This window comes from Stenotrophomonas sp. 86156_Sma, assembly GCF_056481625.1.
Genome location: NZ_CM151157.1, coordinates 3654887 through 3671437, shown reverse-complemented (window position 1 = coordinate 3671437; position 16551 = coordinate 3654887). Strand labels below are relative to the sequence as shown.

At 66.8% G+C, this 16551-nt stretch carries 15 protein-coding genes; 5 read left to right on the top strand and 10 right to left on the bottom strand.

The window, feature by feature from the left end; genetic code table 11:
- Nucleotides 1-103: 103 nt before the first annotated feature.
- Entirely contained in the window at nt 104-1741 is a 1638-nt protein-coding gene (locus ACZK33_RS17065) for an acyl-CoA dehydrogenase family protein (protein ID WP_423175145.1), read from the top strand.
- Nucleotides 1742-2049: 308 nt separating this feature from the next.
- Here the strand turns inward: ACZK33_RS17065 and ACZK33_RS17060 are convergent, their stop codons facing one another.
- The 3 genes from ACZK33_RS17060 to ACZK33_RS17050 all read right to left on the bottom strand — a co-directional run bounded on the left by ACZK33_RS17060 (nt 2050) and on the right by ACZK33_RS17050 (nt 4258).
- Complete coding sequence (locus ACZK33_RS17060) at nt 2050-2460, bottom strand: hypothetical protein (RefSeq protein WP_014647982.1); 411 nt, start codon at nt 2458-2460, stop codon at nt 2050-2052.
- 156 nt (nt 2461-2616) lie between these two features.
- A complete protein-coding gene (locus tag ACZK33_RS17055; RefSeq protein ID WP_004153024.1) occupies nt 2617-2958 on the bottom strand; it encodes a hypothetical protein in 342 nt (113 codons plus the stop codon).
- 124 nt (nt 2959-3082) lie between these two features.
- Nucleotides 3083-4258 (bottom strand): thiolase family protein, encoded by a 1176-nt coding sequence (locus tag ACZK33_RS17050; RefSeq protein WP_010482849.1) that lies wholly within the window; start codon nt 4256-4258, stop codon nt 3083-3085.
- A 183-nt stretch (nt 4259-4441) separates the two neighbouring features.
- Between ACZK33_RS17050 and ACZK33_RS17045 the strand changes: the two genes are divergently transcribed.
- A complete protein-coding gene (locus tag ACZK33_RS17045; RefSeq protein WP_182266504.1) occupies nt 4442-7282 on the top strand; it encodes a S8 family serine peptidase in 2841 nt (946 codons plus the stop codon).
- Nucleotides 7283-7326: 44 nt separating this feature from the next.
- On the opposite strand, the gene ACZK33_RS17040 is transcribed toward ACZK33_RS17045, so the two are convergent.
- Nucleotides 7327-8424, bottom strand: a complete 1098-nt coding sequence (locus ACZK33_RS17040; protein WP_423175146.1) for a Glu/Leu/Phe/Val dehydrogenase dimerization domain-containing protein — start codon at nt 8422-8424, stop codon at nt 7327-7329.
- 278 nt (nt 8425-8702) lie between these two features.
- Here ACZK33_RS17040 and ACZK33_RS17035 point away from each other — a divergent pair, with 278 nt between their 5' ends.
- Complete coding sequence (locus ACZK33_RS17035) at nt 8703-9779, top strand: HDOD domain-containing protein (RefSeq protein WP_032129353.1); 1077 nt, start codon at nt 8703-8705, stop codon at nt 9777-9779.
- A 3-nt stretch (nt 9780-9782) separates the two neighbouring features.
- Here ACZK33_RS17035 and ACZK33_RS17030 read toward each other — a convergent pair whose 3' ends face one another.
- From ACZK33_RS17030 to ACZK33_RS17020, 3 genes are all read right to left on the bottom strand, one after another.
- Nucleotides 9783-11348: a phospholipase D family protein gene (locus ACZK33_RS17030; protein ID WP_423175147.1), complete on the bottom strand. Its 1566-nt coding sequence runs from the start codon at nt 11346-11348 to the stop codon at nt 9783-9785.
- 93 nt (nt 11349-11441) lie between these two features.
- A complete protein-coding gene (locus ACZK33_RS17025) occupies nt 11442-12140 on the bottom strand; it encodes an RNA pseudouridine synthase (RefSeq protein WP_423175148.1) in 699 nt (232 codons plus the stop codon).
- Between the two features lie 47 nt (nt 12141-12187).
- Nucleotides 12188-12688: a M48 metallopeptidase family protein gene (locus tag ACZK33_RS17020; protein ID WP_423175149.1), complete on the bottom strand. Its 501-nt coding sequence runs from the start codon at nt 12686-12688 to the stop codon at nt 12188-12190.
- A 63-nt stretch (nt 12689-12751) separates the two neighbouring features.
- Here ACZK33_RS17020 and ACZK33_RS17015 point away from each other — a divergent pair, with 63 nt between their 5' ends.
- Both ACZK33_RS17015 and ACZK33_RS17010 read left to right on the top strand, forming a co-directional pair.
- Nucleotides 12752-13309 carry a DUF2058 domain-containing protein gene (locus ACZK33_RS17015; RefSeq protein WP_032129357.1) on the top strand — a complete coding sequence of 186 codons (558 nt, stop codon included), beginning with the start codon at nt 12752-12754 and terminating at the stop codon, nt 13307-13309.
- A gap of 170 nt (nt 13310-13479) precedes the next feature.
- Nucleotides 13480-13746 (top strand): DksA/TraR family C4-type zinc finger protein, encoded by a 267-nt coding sequence (locus tag ACZK33_RS17010; RefSeq protein WP_423175150.1) that lies wholly within the window; start codon nt 13480-13482, stop codon nt 13744-13746.
- Nucleotides 13747-13893: 147 nt separating this feature from the next.
- Here ACZK33_RS17010 and ACZK33_RS17005 read toward each other — a convergent pair.
- From ACZK33_RS17005 to ACZK33_RS16995, 3 genes are all read right to left on the bottom strand, one after another.
- Nucleotides 13894-15245 (bottom strand): IS3-like element ISStma2 family transposase gene (locus ACZK33_RS17005; RefSeq protein WP_423174462.1). Its coding sequence is split into 2 segments (ribosomal slippage): nt 13894-14798 and nt 14798-15245, totalling 1353 coding nucleotides; the frame shifts between segments, so codons are not numbered across the junction.
- A 444-nt stretch (nt 15246-15689) separates the two neighbouring features.
- Nucleotides 15690-16283 carry a mechanosensitive ion channel family protein gene (locus tag ACZK33_RS17000; RefSeq protein ID WP_080291803.1) on the bottom strand — a complete coding sequence of 198 codons (594 nt, stop codon included), beginning with the start codon at nt 16281-16283 and terminating at the stop codon, nt 15690-15692.
- Between the two features lie 35 nt (nt 16284-16318).
- Nucleotides 16319-16498 carry a hypothetical protein gene (locus ACZK33_RS16995; protein ID WP_049398314.1) on the bottom strand — a complete coding sequence of 60 codons (180 nt, stop codon included), beginning with the start codon at nt 16496-16498 and terminating at the stop codon, nt 16319-16321.
- Nucleotides 16499-16551: the final 53 nt, after the last annotated feature.

Genomic DNA, 16551 nt, shown 5'->3' with positions numbered 1-16551 from the left:
TGGCCTGCGTCTCGTGCAGAGGGTGAGAACCGGCCTGAACACGGGCTTGGCAGGCGATGCGGCACAATCGGGCCGCAGACCTCTTGCCGTCAGGATGGACCGGATGAGTGGACCCAGCTTCAGCAGCAACGCACCGTATGAAACCCATGTGGTGTTGAACCAGCCGCCGCCGTTCGCAGGGCGACAGTTGTGGACCGACGACGTGGCGCTGATGGAGGCCGTACAGCGCGAAGGCGCCGCCAGCTTCGCGCCGCGACTGGGTGTCTATGGTGCACTCGCCGGTGATGAACTGTACCGGCTCGGCTTCGATGCCAACCGTGATCGTCCGCGGCTGCGCACGCATGATGCACAGGGCCATCGCATCGACACCGTGGAGTTCCATCCGGCCTATCACCAGTTGATGGACACGGCAAAATCGCACGGCGTCGCTGGATTGTCCTGGCATGAGCCGCAGCCTGGCGCGCACGTCGCACGTGCTGCGTTGAGCTACCTGCATCACCAGGCCGAGGCGGGCACCAGCTGCCCGTTGACCATGACCCATGCGGCGGTGGCGGTACTGCATTCACAGCCGCATCTGGCCGAGTGGGCGCGCAAGGCCGCTGCGCCGGTCTATGACCCGCGCGACGTGCCGGTGGCGGACAAGGCCGGCATCACCCTGGGCATGGGCATGACCGAGAAGCAGGGCGGCTCGGATGTCCGTGCCAACAGTACGCGCGCCGAACCGATTGATGGCGAGCGTTACCGTCTGGTCGGCCACAAGTGGTTCTTTTCCGCACCGATGTGCGATGGCTTCCTGGTGCTGGCGCAGGCGCCGGGAGGCCTGACCTGCCTGCTGATGCCGCGCCGGCTGGCCGATGGTGACCGCAATGCGTTCCGGTTGATGCGGCTGAAGGACAAGCTCGGCGATTGGGCCAACGCTTCCAGTGAGGTCGAGTTCTGCGGCGCACAGGCATGGCGTGTGGGCGAAGAGGGGCGCGGCGTGGCCACCATCATCGGCATGGTGATGATGACCCGCCTGGACTGCATGCTGGGTGCAGCGGCGGAGATGCGCATGGCGCTGGCGCAGGCGCTGCACCACGCACGTCATCGACGTACCTTCGGCAAGCTGCTGGTCGAGCACCCGCTGATGACCAACGTGCTGGCTGATCTGGCGCTGGAGTCGGAAGCGGCCACGGTGTTGGCGATGCGGATCGCGCGCGCGGTGGATCGCGCCGGTGTGGATGCCAATGAAGCCGCGATGGCGCGGTTGGGGACGGCGCTGGGCAAGTACTGGCTGTGCAAGCGCGCGCCTGCCTTCGTCAATGAAGCGCAGGAATGCCTGGGCGGTGCGGGCTACGTGGAGGAGTCGATGCTGCCGCGCCTGTACCGGCAGGCACCGTTGAATTCGATCTGGGAGGGCAGCGGCAACATCCAGTGCCTGGATGTGCTGCGTGCGCTGGCGCGTGAACCGGAGGCGATGGCGGCGCTGCGCGGTGAGCTGGCATCGGTGGCTGACCGTGATGGGCGCTATGCAGCGGCATTGCAGCGTTGGGCAGCGGCACCGCCACCGGAGGAAGCGCAGGCGCGGCTGTTCTGCGAGCGCACTGCGCTGCTGCTGCAGGCGGCGCTGCTGCTGCGTGCGCGCAGCCCGATGGCGGAGGCATTCGTGCGTAGCCGGCTGGAAGGGGAGCACGGGCTGGCGTTCGGGACGCTGCCGGCGGGGGTGGAGCTGACGGCGATGCTGGCGCGCGCGCTGCCGTAGGAGGCGGCCAACGGCGGAGCCCCTCGTGGTGGGCGCTGATACTGATGGGTGGGCCGCGCGGGTAGATCGCGCAGGGGGCGCTGCAAGTACGTCCATGTAAGCTCGGGCGCGCCATCCATGGCGCTTACGCCCCTGCGCAACCTACCCGCGCGTCCGTGGACACTTTCCGTACGCGTCCAGCACGGAATCAACAGAAAGAGCAGAGAGCGAAAAGCAGAAAAGCCGCGGCAGTGCCGCGGCTTTTCCTGTGCAGCCGAGCCGATGCTCGGCTGGTCGGTAGCGCCGGGCCATGCCCGGCGAACGAACCGTTAGTGCTTGGCTTCTTCCTTGGCGGCGTTGGCCTTGGCGTCATTGGCGACATCGCGGGCCTTGTCGGCGACCTTCTGTGCGGCGTTCGCAGTGGCGTCGCTGGCATGTGCGGCGGCATCGGTTGCGGCGTCCTTGGCCTTGTCGGCGGCGTTGGCGGTGGCGTCTGCAGCCTTGTCCAGCGCCTGCTGGGTATCGGCGGCGGCCTGCTCGGACGCGGCAGCGGTCTTGTCGGCGGCGTCGCGGGTGGCTTCGGCGGCCTTGTCCACGGCGTCACGGGCGGCAGCGCCTGCGCTGTCGGCAGCCTGCTGTGCGTCCTGCTTGGCCTGTTCGGCTTCCGGGCCCTTGCAGGCGGCCAGGGCCAGCAGCAGGGAGGCGGCCAGCAGGGTGGTGGTGATCGGACGAATCTTCATGGCGGTCTCCGGTACTGCAATGGATGGGGACGCCAGCCTATTCATGCCGTTGTGAAGACGGGGTCGCGATGCAGCGGCTCAGTCGCGCGCATTCGAAAAAGAAAAAGCCGCTGGCGAACCAGCGGCTTTTCCAGAACAGCGTGAAGAAAGAAGTTATTACTTCTTGGCTTCTTCAGCAGCGTCCTTGGCCTTCTCAGCGGTGCCTTCAGCAGCCTTGGCAGCGTCAGCAGCGGCGCCGGCAGCGGCGTCGGTGGCAGCAGCGCCAGCCTGGGCAGCAGCGTCAACCGAAGCGTCAGCAGCGGTGGCGGCGGTGTCAGCGGCCTGCTGGGCAGCGTCGGCGGTCTGGGCGCCAGCAGCGGCGGCCTGGTCGGCAGCAGCCTGGGCTTCGGTGGCGGCTTCGTTGGCCGAAGCAGCGGCGTCCTGGGCAGCTTCCTGCTTCGAGCAGGCGGCCAGGGCCAGAGCCAGGGACATCGCGACCAGCAGCTTGTTGATGCTCATTGTGTGAATCCTCGTCGTTAGAATTAGGCAACGCGCATGCTGCGCGCCGACAACATGATGACAAGCCAAGATTGGGTGTCAAGCGATCCCGCATTCATTTTTGCGAAATCATCGTTAAATCTTTTTAAATCAATTCGATGGCGATTGCGGTTGCTTCGCCGCCGCCGATGCACAGGGTGGCAATGCCGCGCTTGCCACCGCGCGTGCGCAGGGCGTTGACCAGGGTCACCACCAGGCGTGCACCGGAGGCACCGATCGGATGGCCCAGTGCGCAGGCGCCGCCATTCACGTTGAGCTTGTCGTGCGGAATGCCCAGTTCGCGCATCGGCGCCATCGCCACCACGGCGAAAGCTTCATTGATCTCGAACAGATCGACCTGGTCCAGCGACCAGCCGGTCTTGTCCAGCAGTTTGTGCAGCGCGCCGATCGGGGCGGTGGTGAACCACTCCGGTTCCTGCGAATGGGTCGCGTGGCCGACGATGCGGGCCAGCGGGGTGATGCCGCGAGCGGCTGCATCTTCCTCGGTCAGCAGGACCACTGCAGCAGCGCCGTCGGAGATGCTGGAGGAACTTGCGGCGGTGACGCTGCCGTCCTTCTTGAAGGCCGGGCGCAGGGTCGGGATCTTGGCGATGTCCGAGCGGCCCGGCTGCTCGTCGGTGGTGACCTCGACCTCGCCCTTGCGGGTGGCGACCTTCACCGCGACGATTTCATCGGCGAACGCACCGTTGGCCTGCGCCGCCTGCGCGCGCTTGACCGATTCGATGGCGTAGGCGTCCTGCTCTTCGCGGCTGAACTGGTATTTGTCCACGGCGCATTCGGCGAATTCACCCATCGCCTTGCCGTCATAAGCGTTGACCAGGCCATCGTGGGCCATGTGATCGACCGCCTGGAAGTTGCCGAAGCGGTTGCCGGTGCGCGAGTTCGGCAGCATGTGCGGCGCGTTGGACATCGATTCCATGCCGCCGGCGACAACGATGCTGGCCGAACCGGCCTTGATCAGGTCATGACCGAGCATGATGGTCTTCATGCCCGAGCCGCACACCTTGTTCAGCGTGGTGGCACCGGTCGACAGCGGGATGCCGGCAGCGATCGCCGCCTGGCGGGCGGGCGCCTGGCCGAGGTTGGCCGGCAGCACGCAGCCCATGAGGACTTCGGAAACGTCGCTGGCCGGGATGCCCGACTGTTCCAGGGCGGCAGCGATGGCGGCCGCGCCGAGGGTCGGGGTCGGCACGCCGTTGAACTGGCCGAGGAAGGAGCCGATGGCGGTGCGCTTGGCGGCGGCGATGACGATGTTGGACATGGCAATCTCGTTGATGCGTAAGCAATGTTCGGAAAGGAGACCGGGGGCCGTTGGATGTGCCCCGGTTTCCCGGCAGACTGCGTGGGGGTCGACCCAAGTATAGAGGGTCGGGGAGGGCCGCCGCTGGGCGCGGCCGCACGCCTGCCGGGATGAAGGCAGGACAACGTTCATGGGAAGGAATCGATGGAACGCACGATGATGGTGAGGTCTGCCCTGGGAACCGCGCTGGTGGTAGCGCTGACGGCCTGTGGTGGAGGTGGCGGGGGCGGCAACGTGCGCATCGATACCCCGCCACCACCGCCGCCACCGACTACCCCGCCACCGACGACGCCGCCCCCGGTCAAACCGCAGGAGCCGGCCTTCGACGCGCATCTGTCAGTCACCAATGCGCGCGCCGCACAGGCTGCCGGCCTGACCGGCCAGAACGTGCGCATCGGCATCGTCGACTCCGGCGTGCAGCGCAATGCGGTGGCGTTGAATGGCCGGGTGCTGGCCAACCTCAACTACATCGATCCGGCCAGGAACAATCTGGGTGTCGATGATGTGGTCGGCCACGGCACCGCCGTGGCCAGCCTCGCCGCCGGCGCGGCAACGGGCTCCTGGCCGGGTGGCATCGCGCCAAAGGCGCAGATCGTGTCGGCACGGATCATTGCCGACAAGCCGCCCGTCGATGACGGCAGCGGCAAGGGCAATTCCTTCAGCGGCCCGCTGGGCGTGGCGCAGGTCCACCAGGACCTGATCAGCTACAACGTGAAGGTGATGAACAATTCGTGGGGCGGCCTGTACTGGACCGATCTGCCGACCACCGCGCAGGTGGCCGCCGAATATCGCCCCTTCGTGATCAACCATGGCGGGCTGGTGGTGTTCGCCGCGGGCAATGACGGCCGCAGCGAGCCGAGCAGCCTGGCCGCACTGCCCAGCCAGCAGGGCGTGGCCGGCACGCTGCCGGCTGCCGACCTGGAGCGCGGCTGGCTGGTGGCCACCGCCGTGGATCCGTATGCGCCCGGTACGCTGGCCAGCTATGCCAATGCCTGTGGCCAGGCGGCCCGCTACTGCCTGGCGGCGCCCGGCAGCGCGGTCTACCCCGATGCCAACGGTGGCAGCTACTACTGGAACTACGGCACGTCATTCGCGGCGCCCTTGATTTCCGGTGCGGCGGCGCTGGTCTGGGAGCGCTTCCCGTACTTCAGCAACGATCTGGTGCGGCAGACCCTGCTGGGCACCGCCAAGGATATCGGCGCGCCGGGCGTGGATCCGGTGTTCGGCTACGGCCTGCTCGACATCGGTCGTGCGATCAACGGTCCGGGTCGTTTCGACTGGGGTGATGTGGTCGCCAACGTGGATCTGGCCTCGACCGGCTCGGCGTGGCGCAACGATATCGTCGGCAGCGGCGGGCTGGTCAAGCAGGGCGGGGGCACCCTGGTGCTGGCCGGCAACAACAGCTACACCGGTGCCACCCGCATCGAACGCGGCATCCTGTCGCTGCAGAACGGTGGCGTGATCCGTTCCAACGTGACCATCCTCGGCCAGTCAGATCCGGATTCGACCGGCCTGCAGTTCAATGGCGGCACGCCCCGCGTGATCGGCAATGTGGTCAACGGCAGCAGCGTATTCCTCACCACCGGCAACACCACCGGCACCATCGAGGGCAACTACACCCAGCAGGCCGGCGCACAGTTGATGATCGCACTGGGCGCCAATGCGCTGCAGGTCACCGGCAATGCCGCGATCGACGGTGGCGTGCGCGTGCATGGCTTCGTTTCCGGCTACGTGCCACAGAACGGCAGCCGGCAGGACCTGATCCATGCGGCAGGCGGACTCAGCGGCACCTTCAGTACGCCGGCTACCTCCAGTGGCCTGCAGGGGCTGTCATTGCTGCAGAGCAGTTATGGCTATGACAGCAACAACGCGTGGTTGAACCTGACCCAGGTCAGCGTCACCGCAGCGGCCAGCGGGCTGGGGGCGTCCGCCCAGGCGGCAGCACAGCGCCTGGAAGGTGCATTCGCAGCGCTGGACAAAAACACAGGCCTGCAGGGATCGGCCTTTGGTGCAGCGGCCGGTGCCCTGCAGTGGACCGGCGGTGGCCCGCAGGGCCTGGCCGCCAGCCTGCAGAGCCTGTCCGGTCAAGCGCATGCGCGAGCCGAAGCAGCGACCTTCGACAGTATCGACATGTCGCGGCGTGCGATCGCCGAGCGCTTTGATCGTGTACAGGCCGCACCGCGCCTGCGCGGGAGCTGGCAGAGCGCGCTGGGTGAGGCGGGGCAGGGCAGCTTCGCCGGCAACGCTGCCGACAGCCGGGGCTGGATGGCCGGCCAGGATCTGCCACTGGGCAGCAACGGCCTGATGGGCGTGGCGTTTGGCGAGACCCGCAGCACTGGTGGCAGCAGTTTCGGCGGTGATCGTGGGCGTGATCGCCAGGCGCAGGCACAGTTGTATGCCGGCTGGAATCTGGGACGTGGCTACGCGCTGGCCCAGGTGGGGAGCGGACAGTTCACCCGCGCGCTGGATCGTCAGCTGCTGCTCGGTGCGGGTGCCTATGGCGTCTCCGCGCGGTACGGCGGCCGTTTCAGCAGTGCCAGCGTGGAGGGCGGGTACCGGCTGGGGCGTGCGGGCGCATCGATGACGCCCTACGTCGGTGCCAGCACCACGCGTGTGGAGACCGACGCCTTCAATGAACTCGGCGGCTTTGGTTTCGGCCTGCGGGGCGATGCCAACCGCGTGCAGCGCAGCCAGATGCTGGCCGGTATCCGCGGCGAGCGCGGCTGGGGGCGTTGGACGCTGCGTGGGCATGCCGAATGGCAGCAACGGCTTGATGGTGCGGATGCGGACTGGCAGGCCAGCTTCGTCGGCGTCGATGCCTGGGCGCCGTTGGCGGGCTGGAACGCGCCGCGCGGCAGTGCGCTGATCGGCGTGGCGCTGGAATCGTGGTGGGGCCGCAATGGGCGCCTGAGCCTGGGCTTCGACCAGCGCGTTGGTGGCGAAGGTGCGCGGCAGGCCGCCTTGCGCTACAGCACCGGCTTCTGAAGGACAGCTCGCGCCGGGTCATGCCCGGCGCGACATCGGCAGGTTCAACCGCCGCGCAGGTTGCCCAGGCGCGGGGTGCTGCGGCCCAGCGGCATCTTCAGCTTGCCGATCGACAGGATGCGGCTTTCGGCGATGCGGTCGGCGGCACGCTGCGGCGCGATGTTCTCGCGCTGCGACAGTTCGAAGATGCGGGTGAGGTTGTGGTAGATGCTGCGGATCAGGCGCATTGCGCGTTCGCGGTTGTAACCGTCGATCTCCAGCGACACGTTCATCACGCCACCGGCGTTGACTGCATAGTCCGGCGCATACAGGATGCCGCGCGCATGCAGCTCGTCGCCGATTTCCAGGCTCGACAGCTGGTTGTTGGCGGTGCCGCAGATGATCTTCGCCTTGATCCGCGGCAGCGTGTCGGCGCTGATCGCACCTTCCAGCGCGCACGGTGCGAACACGTCGGCGTTCACCTCGTGGATCTCATCCGGCTTGACTGCTTCGGCGCCGAAATCGCTGACCGCGCGATCAACCAGCGCGCTGTCCAGGTCGGTGACGTACAGCTTGGCACCGCGGTCGCGCAGCAGCTTCACCAGTTCCATGCCGATGTGGCCCAGGCCCTGCACGGCGATGCTGGTCTTGCCCACTTCCTCATGGCCGAACTTGAAGCGCATCGACGCCATCAGTGCCTGCAGCGCACCGTAGGCGGTGAACGGGGCGGGATCGCCGGAGCCACCATGGACCTGGTGCACGCCGGTCACGAACTGGCTTTCCAGGTAGATGTTCTCCATGTCGTTGACGTCGGTTCCGACGTCCTCGGCGGTGATGTAGCGCCCGCCCAGCGAATCGACATAGCGGCCGAAGGCACGGAACAGCACCTCGGTCTTGTCCACTTTGGGGTCGCCGATGATCACCGCCTTGCCGCCACCCACGTTGAGGCCGGCCAGTGCATTCTTGTAGGTCATCGTCCGGCTCAGCCGCAGCGCATCGGCCAGCGCCTCGTCGGTGCTGGCGTAGGGGCGCATGCGCACGCCGCCCAGGGCCGGGCCGAGGGTGGTGTTGTGGATGGCGATGATCGCCTTCAGGCCGGCGTCGTGGTTGTGGCAGAACACCACCTGTTCGTGGCCGGTGGTGGCGAGGGTTTCGAATAGCATGGCGTCTCCGATGGCGCGATCAGCGGCGAACTGCAGCGAACGGCCAGTGAACGGTAGGGTCCCAAAACAAAAAAAGCGACGTCGTCGGTGCAGGGGGACGGGTCGCGCGGCGCCATTCTAGTCCATTCCCCCGGCCGGTGCCGTCGACATCGGTGGCCTTCCGGTTAAAGAAGATGAAAGTTCGGCCGATGCTGCGACGACGGCGGGTGGCCGGATTCGCGTGAAGAGGCAGGGCGGTCAGTGACGGCAAGGGCACCACAACGACAGGGCGGGCGGCGATGACGCCGGCCTGGTGGCGATCACTGCGTGGCTGGCTGGCGCGCTCGACCGGGACGGCACCGTCCCGGTTGGCGGCGGCGTCGCGGCAGGCGGTGGCGGCGGCTGCGGCCAGCCTGCAGGGCGAGGCTCTGCCCTCGGCCGAGATCGCTGCACATCTGCAGCGTGGCCTGCATGCACTGGCCCTGTACCCGCGCCTGGCCGGTGAATCCACGGCGGTGCAGGCCGCGGGGTTGGGCGAGGCGGTGGCGCGCGCGCTGCAGGACCGGGACTGGGCGGCCCGTCAGCTGCCGCGCCGCCCGCAACTGCTGCCGCAGCTGATCCAGACGGTCAACGACGATGCTGCGTCGGCGCGGGTGATGGCGGCGATCATCGGCCAGGACCCGGTGCTGACCGGCAACCTGCTGCGCATCGCCAACAGCCCGGCCTACAAGGTGCACGAGCGCCCGGTGGAAAGCCTGCAGCGGGCGGTGACGCTGGTCGGTACCGAAGGCGTGCGACAGATCATCAGCGCAGTTCTGGTGCAGCCGGTGATGCAGGTGCAGTGCGAGGTGTTTCCGCAGTTCAGCACGATCATCTGGGAGCACGCACTGCTGGCCTCGCGCGCAGCCGCTGACCACGCGCGCACGGTCACTTTCGGCGATGCCTTCGCCGCCCAGTGGCTGGGCCTGGTACAGGGGCTGGGGGCCGCACTGGTGATGCGCCAGCTGCTGCAGGAAGCGCAGGCACGCGATGAAACGGTGGAACCGGCGCTGGCGCTGCAGCTGCTCCAACAGTGGTCGCTGCCGTTGGCGCAACGCGTGGCTGCGGCCTGGGAGCTGCCCGAGCCGGTGCACCAGGCGCTGGCGCCCGAGGCGGATGGCCCGCTGGCCGACAGCCTGCGCCTGGCCAGCGCGGCCGCAGCGGCCAGCCTGCTGTGCCGGCACGGACATGCCAGCCAGAGCCGCATGCTGGCCCTGCTTGAACAGTTGCCTTCGGCGCCGCCGCATGCCCTGCGCTGGATCTGGCGGCGCCTGCATGGGCGCAGCGTGGAAACACGGGATGACGCCGGACAGGAAGAGGCGGGTCCTGCGCCCTGAGCGCTACAGCTGCGATTCCACCGGCAGCCAGCTGATCACCCGCGCGGTCCAGCGCTTGCCCAGGCTGGCACCGGGTTCGGCCTCCACCCAGTGCGGCGGTGGCTGCCGCTCCAGCCAGCGCAGGTCATCATCGCGCCCCAGCGCCAGCCACCAGCTGTGCTCCGGGCCGGCCAGGCGCAGGTACTCGTCGCGCAGCTGTGCACCGAGCGCCGGGTCATCGAACAGCACGCCCATTTCGGTATTGAGGTAGGCCGAACGCGGGTCGAGGTTGAACGAACCGACGAAACCGCGGCGGTCATCGACCACGAATGCCTTGGTGTGCAGGCTGGCGCCGCTGCTGCCGAACAGGCTGGCATCCAGCTGGCCGTGTGCCTTCAGTTCGTACAGCTGCACGCCGGCCCTCAGCAGCGGCACCCGGTAGCCCATGTAGCCGCCGTGTACCGCTGCCACATCGTTGGCGGCCAGTGAGTTGGTCACCACGCCCACCTGCGCGCCGCGTGCGGCCAGCGCCGACAGCGCCTCGACCCCATCGTTGCCGGGCACGAAGTAGGGCGAGATCAACAGCGCACTGCGCCGCGTGCTGCGCAACTCGTCGCTGAGACGGCTGACCAGCCAGCCGCGGCGATCGTCATCGCGGTGCTTCATCGGCGGATCGGAAGCGATGCGCACGTTCGCGCTCCAGTGCAGCGGTTCCGGGCTGGGCCGCTGCAGCGCGCGCGACTCGGCCACGCGTTGCAGGTAGGGCTGTGCCTTGGCATGCATGGCATCCAGGTCCGACTGCCGTACCAGCTGCTGCAACTGTGCATCGGTATACGAGGCCAGTGCGGAAATCGGGATCGCCGTGCTGCTGTTCCAGTAGTCGTCGAAGATCTGGTTGGCCTGCTGCACGGCGGGGCCGGCCACCACCAGGTCCAGGTCCTGGAAGTTCACATCGTCGCGCGCGCTGAAGTATTCCTCGCCGATGTTGCGGCCACCGACGATCGCGATGCGGCCGTCGGCGATCCAGCTCTTGTTGTGCATGCGGTGGTTGACGCTGAAAGCGCGTTGCACCAGTTCCAGCGTGCGCGCGATGCCGCTGCGGTTGCGGAACGGGTTGTACAGGCGGATCTCGATGTTCGGATGCGCATCGAGTGCCATCATCAACGCGTCCTTGTCCTTGGCGTTCATGTCGTCAAGCAGGATGCGCACGCGCACGCCGCGCTCGGCGGCGTCGTACAGCGCCTTGGCCATCAGATGGCCGATCAGGTCGTCGTGCCAGATGTAGTACTGCAGGTCCAGGCTGCGGCCTGCGTGCGCGGTGATCATCGCGCGCGCGGCGAAGGCATCCATGCCATCACTGAGGAACGCCACGCCGGACTGCCCGGGGCGTGCGTCCTGCAGTGGCACGATCTGCTGGTCGATGCGGGTCTGCGCCGGCTGCAGTGGCAGCACATGCGAGGGTGCGCCCTGTGCCCGCGGGGTGAGGTGGTCGGCCAGCAGCAGCCCGGACAGGACCAGCAGCAACATCGCGGCGAGGATGATCGCAGCGACGCGCAGCAGGCGTCGCCACAGGGGCTTGGGCAGGCTCATGCCCCGATGGTAGATCCACGCCGTGCGTGGATGAAAGCCAATAGACCCGCTGCAGTAGATCCACGCCATGCGTGGATGGCAGGGACTTCGCGGTCAGAAGCGCTCGTCGCTGCCCAGATAACGCCACTGCCCCGCAGGCAGCGGTCCCAGTGCCACGCGGCCAATCCGCAGCCGACGCACGGCCGCGACCTGCAGGCCGGCAGCGGTGACCGCCACGCGCAGGCCCTTGGCCGTCAGGCCCTTGCCGGCGAAGCGCAGGCGCTGCTCGCTCTGCCAGCTGACCTTGGCGCCGCCCGATTCCTGCTGCAGCCGCGCCATCAGCCACGGGCCGCGCTCGGGACCGCCTTCGGCCACTTCGATCAGGTATTCCTGTTCGGTGCGGCCCAGATTGCGCTGCAGATGGGCCAGCGTGGCCGGGTCCTGGCTGACCACCACCAGGCCGTTGTCGCTGGCCGGAAGCGAGGCGGCCAGCTGCAGGCCGTGGAAGTGACGCTGAAGCGGACGGATGTCGCTGGCATCAAGTTCGCTGCGGCTGTCACTGCTGACCAGCGCACACAGGGTTTCAGCGGCAACGCCTGCCGGCTTGTGCAGCAGCATGCTGACCCGCTCGGCCTTTTCATCGCTGGCCTGCTCGGCCACGACGATCACCGCGCTGTCATCGACCGGGCGCTGCGGCTGCTCGACCACCTCGCCATTGACGCTGACCCAGCCGCCTTCGATGTAGCGCCGCGCTTCACCGCGCGGGATGCCGAGCAGGGCGGACAGGCGTTTGTCGAGACGGATCGGTTCCATGGCGGAAAGGTCAGGCAGGGGGCGCGCAGTGTAGCCGCTGCGGCCGGTCAGCGCTGGCCGCGGTTGGCCAGCTCGGTCAGGTACAGGCGGGTATCGAACTCAAGCTGCAGGTACTCCGGCTCCATGTGCTGGCACAGCTGGTAGAAGGCCTTGTTGTGATCGGCTTCCTTCAGGTGGGCCAGTTCATGCACCACGATCATGCGCAGGAACGCCGCTGGTGCTTGGCGGAACACGGTGGCGATGCGGATCTCGCGGCTGGCCTTGAGGCGACCGCCGTGCACGCGGGAGATGGCGGTATGGGTGCCCAGCGCATGCTTGATCACTTCCAGCGTGTTGTCGTAGCAGACCTTGTTGAGCGGCACCGACTTGCGCAGGTAGCGGTCCTTCAGCTCCTGCGTGTAGTCGTACAGCTGGCGGTCGCTGCGCACCTCGTGCGGATCGGGATAGCGCTGCTGCAGCCAGGGGCCGAGCTTGCCCTGCGCCAGTAGTTCACTGACCTGGGCGATCAGGGGTTCGGGATAGCCGGTGAGGTACTTCAGGACTACCATGCAGGGGCGGCGGGGCGTCGGTAGAATGGGGACATCCAAGATTACACGCGGTACGCATCGACCATGGCAAAGCCCAACGCGCTGCAGGAACAATTGCTCAAGGCCGGCCTGGCCAAGAAGTCGCAGGCCAGCGCTGCCGCGAGCGCGCAGGCCAAGGCCCGGCAGGGCAAGGCCGAATCGACCTCGGCCGATGTCCAGCGCGAGGCTGAACGGGCCCGCGCCGAGAAGGTCGAGCGCGACCGCGCACTGGCCGCCGAGCGCAATGCCCAGGCCAGGCAGGCTGAACAGAAGGCCCAGGCCCGGCAGATCATCACGGCCCATGCCGTGCCTCACAAGGGCGACGACGAGTACCGCTTCAGCGATGGCGCGGCGATCCGCACCCTGCTGATCGACCCCAAGCTGCGCAAGGCGCTGTCGGTGGGCGTGCTGGTCATCGTTGCCCACGGCGAGGGCTACGCCCTGCTGCCGCGCGCCGCTGCCGAAAAAGTGCGTGAACGCGCCCCGGAGGCGATCATCGTCGACCACGGCCAGCCGGGCTCGACCGCCGAGATCTCCACCGGCAATGCCGAGGACGACGCCTACTACGCGCAGTTCCAGGTGCCGGACGACCTGGTCTGGTAAGCAAAAAGGGGACGGAGGGGATTAAGCCGCAATCGGCCTGATCGGATCCGTCCTCTTTCTGCTCGGCCTGCTGAAGGCCCACCGGGCATGGCTCGGCTCGCCACAGGTCTGCGCCTTTGTGCGCAGGTGTATCGTCCCCATATCAGGCGACACACCTGCGGAGGATGGCCATGGCCACCGGTTGGGCGGGAGACGGCGCGGTCCAGGACCAGATCGACGCCACCGTCGACGACGCGATCGCCCGCGCGCGGCGCCAACTGCGCGAGGGCCCGGGTCTGGAACAATGTGAGGAATGCGACGCGCCGATCCCGTTGGCGCGGCGCCAGGCCGTGCCCGGGGTACGGCTGTGCGTGGCGTGCCAGCAGGCGCATGACGACGAAGCGCAGGCGCATGCCGGCTACAACCGGCGTGGCAGCAAGGACAGCCAGCTGAGGTAAGGGGTGTTTTATTGCAGGGCTGCGCCCTGCACCTGCAGAAGCAACGTCAACATCAAAGGCTGGCATTCCGTGGGTTGGCAGGGCGGTGTCGGAGTGCGGGGACGCCGTGAACCCGTCCATGAAGTGACCCCCGAGACTTGGACGGGGTCAGGCGGCCGATTGGGCCTGCTCCCGGTACTTTATCGGGCTCAGACCTTTCAGTTTCAGTTTGATGCGTTCTTCGTTGTAGTACTGGATGTATTCCACCAGCCCAGCCTCCAGACTCTCGAGGCTGTCAAAGCTGTTCAGGTAGAAGAATTCCGACTTCAGCGTTCCAAAGAAGCTCTCCATCGCCGCATTGTCCAGGCAGTTGCCGCGCCGGGACATGCTTTGCTTCAACGAGTGCTTTTCCAGCATATGCCGGTAGTTTTCATGCTGGTACTGCCAGCCCTGGTCGGAGTGGATCATCGGGCGCTCATCCGGGGAAAGCTTCTTGATGGCCTCCTCCAGCATTTGGCCCACCAGATCAAATACGGGCCGACGCTTGATCTGATAAGCCACGATTTCACCGTTGTAGAGGTCCATGATCGGCGACAGGTACAGCTTCATGCCCTGCACCTTGAACTCGGTCACGTCAGTCACCCATTTCTGGTTGGGGCGCTCGGCATGGAACTGGCGATTGAGGTCATTGCCAACCACAACATTGGCCGCCCCCTTGAAGGCCTGGTAGCGCTTCACACGCACCCGCGATTTCAGCCCCATCTCCCCCATCAGGCGCTGAACCCGCTTGTGATTGGTCCGATGGCCCTGATTGGCCAATTCCAGCGTCACCGTGCGATAGCCATAGCGCCCTTGGCTTTGATCGTAGATTGCACGGATGCGCTCGCACAGGGCTGCCTCATCCTGATCCGGATGGGCCAGGACATGGTTCTGGTAATAGAACGTACTGCGTGACAGCTCAGCTGCTTCGAGCAGAAGCGACAGCGTATGAACCTGCCTCAATCCTTGGACGGCTTGCGCTTTGCGTCCTGCGCCGCCTGCTCTTCCCGGATCAAGGCATCGAGTTTTTTTAGGTAGTCGGTCTCCGCACGCAGATAGGCGACTTCCTTGAGCAGCTCATCGCGGCTCATATCTTCAGGTGGCTTGGACGAACGGGTCTTTTTCATCGGCTTTCGGGGCGGCGGCGGAGGGGGTGCCAACGCTTGGGCACCGCCTTGAGCATACAGGCGCCGCCATCGCCCCACCGCGCCGGCATCGCCAATTTGAAAGTAGGTGGTGGCCTCCCGCCCGGACATGCCGTCCTGGCTCATTTTCTCCAGGACAGCCAGCTTGAACGGGAGGTCATAGGACCGGGCCTGGCGATGAAATCCCCGCCAGCCATGCAGCCGATAGGTCGCCACCCAGCGCCTGACCGTGGAGAACTCCAGGCCGTGGCGACGGGCAATGGCTTTGACCGATGTGGAGGTCTTGCAGGCCTCTTTGGCGACCTGCAGTTTGAAACGCGCGTCGTATTTGTTCATGTATCCCTCGGGGTTGGATCTGGTGTCCAACTCCCGGGGGTCACTTCACCATGGGGGCTTGGCCGCGGCATCCATGCCGCGGACACCCCGCACTCCGACACCGCCCCGCCTCTGACAGATTTCCGCGATCTGTTGGAACCCGCTGCTGATGCCGACCGTTGGTCGGCACGGGGTCGGATTCAATTTTGACTATCGATATCTGACAGATGTGCCGACCAACGGTCGGCACCCACCAACAGCGCGCGGAATCTGTCAGAGGTGGGGCGGTGTGGGTGGGCAGGACCGTTGGCGCCATGGATGGCGCCATCGAGCCCCCATGGACGGGTTTACGGCGTGTCCTGACCACCCACACCGCCCCGCCATCCCACGGAATGCCGCTCTTGATCTTGCTTCGGCTTCGGCCTCTGCAGGTGCAGGGCGCAGCCCTGCAAAGAAGAACCTCCCTCAGCCGTCGCCCTGGATGCCGCCGGGGGCCTGCGCCGGGTCGCGCCAGCGGCGCACCGTGCGCTGGAAGAACAGGTTGTTCGGCAGCTGCAGCACCGTGCCCTCGTGGCCGTCGCCGGTCTCCTGCAGCGTGGTGTAGATCAGGTTCACGTCGATCACCCGGCCCTTCAGGCCCGGCTTCTCGCCGTTTTCCAGCACCTCGATGTAGTCGTGCAGGCGGAACGGGCGGGTGGTGAAGATCAGCAGCGTGCAGAAGATGTTGGACAGCACGCTCCACGCCGCGAAGAAGGCGACGGCGCCTACGGCTGCGAAGCCGGTGAACGCGGTCCACAGCACCGACGGCTTCGCGCCGAGCAGGCTGAGGATGTACAGCAGGGCACTGAAATAGACCACGAAACTGGTGATCCGGCGCGCGCCCATCACCATTTCCGGCGGCAGCGTGTAGTGCTCGGCAAAGCGGCGGATCAGGCGACGGGCGAGCACGCGCAGGAGCCATGCGACCAGCAGCACCAGTACGATCTGCAGCGCGACGCCGGCGTAGTTCAACCACGGGTGGGTCCAGGCGGGCAGGTGATCCTTCAGCGACAACATCATGGGGCGAAAACAGGCGGCGGGAACGGCCCCTGATGTTACCCGGCGCGTGCGGGGGATTCGACCGCCGGGTTCCAGGCCACGCACACCAGTTCCTGGCGGTGCTGCTGCAGGCAGGCGCGGCCATTGTCGGGACGCAGCTGCAGTGACAGGCCCAGCGCCTGCAGCAGGACACAGGCGGTGATCACCAGCAGGGCGGCGCAGGATGGGCTGGACATGGCAGGACTCCTGTACGGCAATTTCGCGAAGGACCTTTCATGGATGCAGCAGC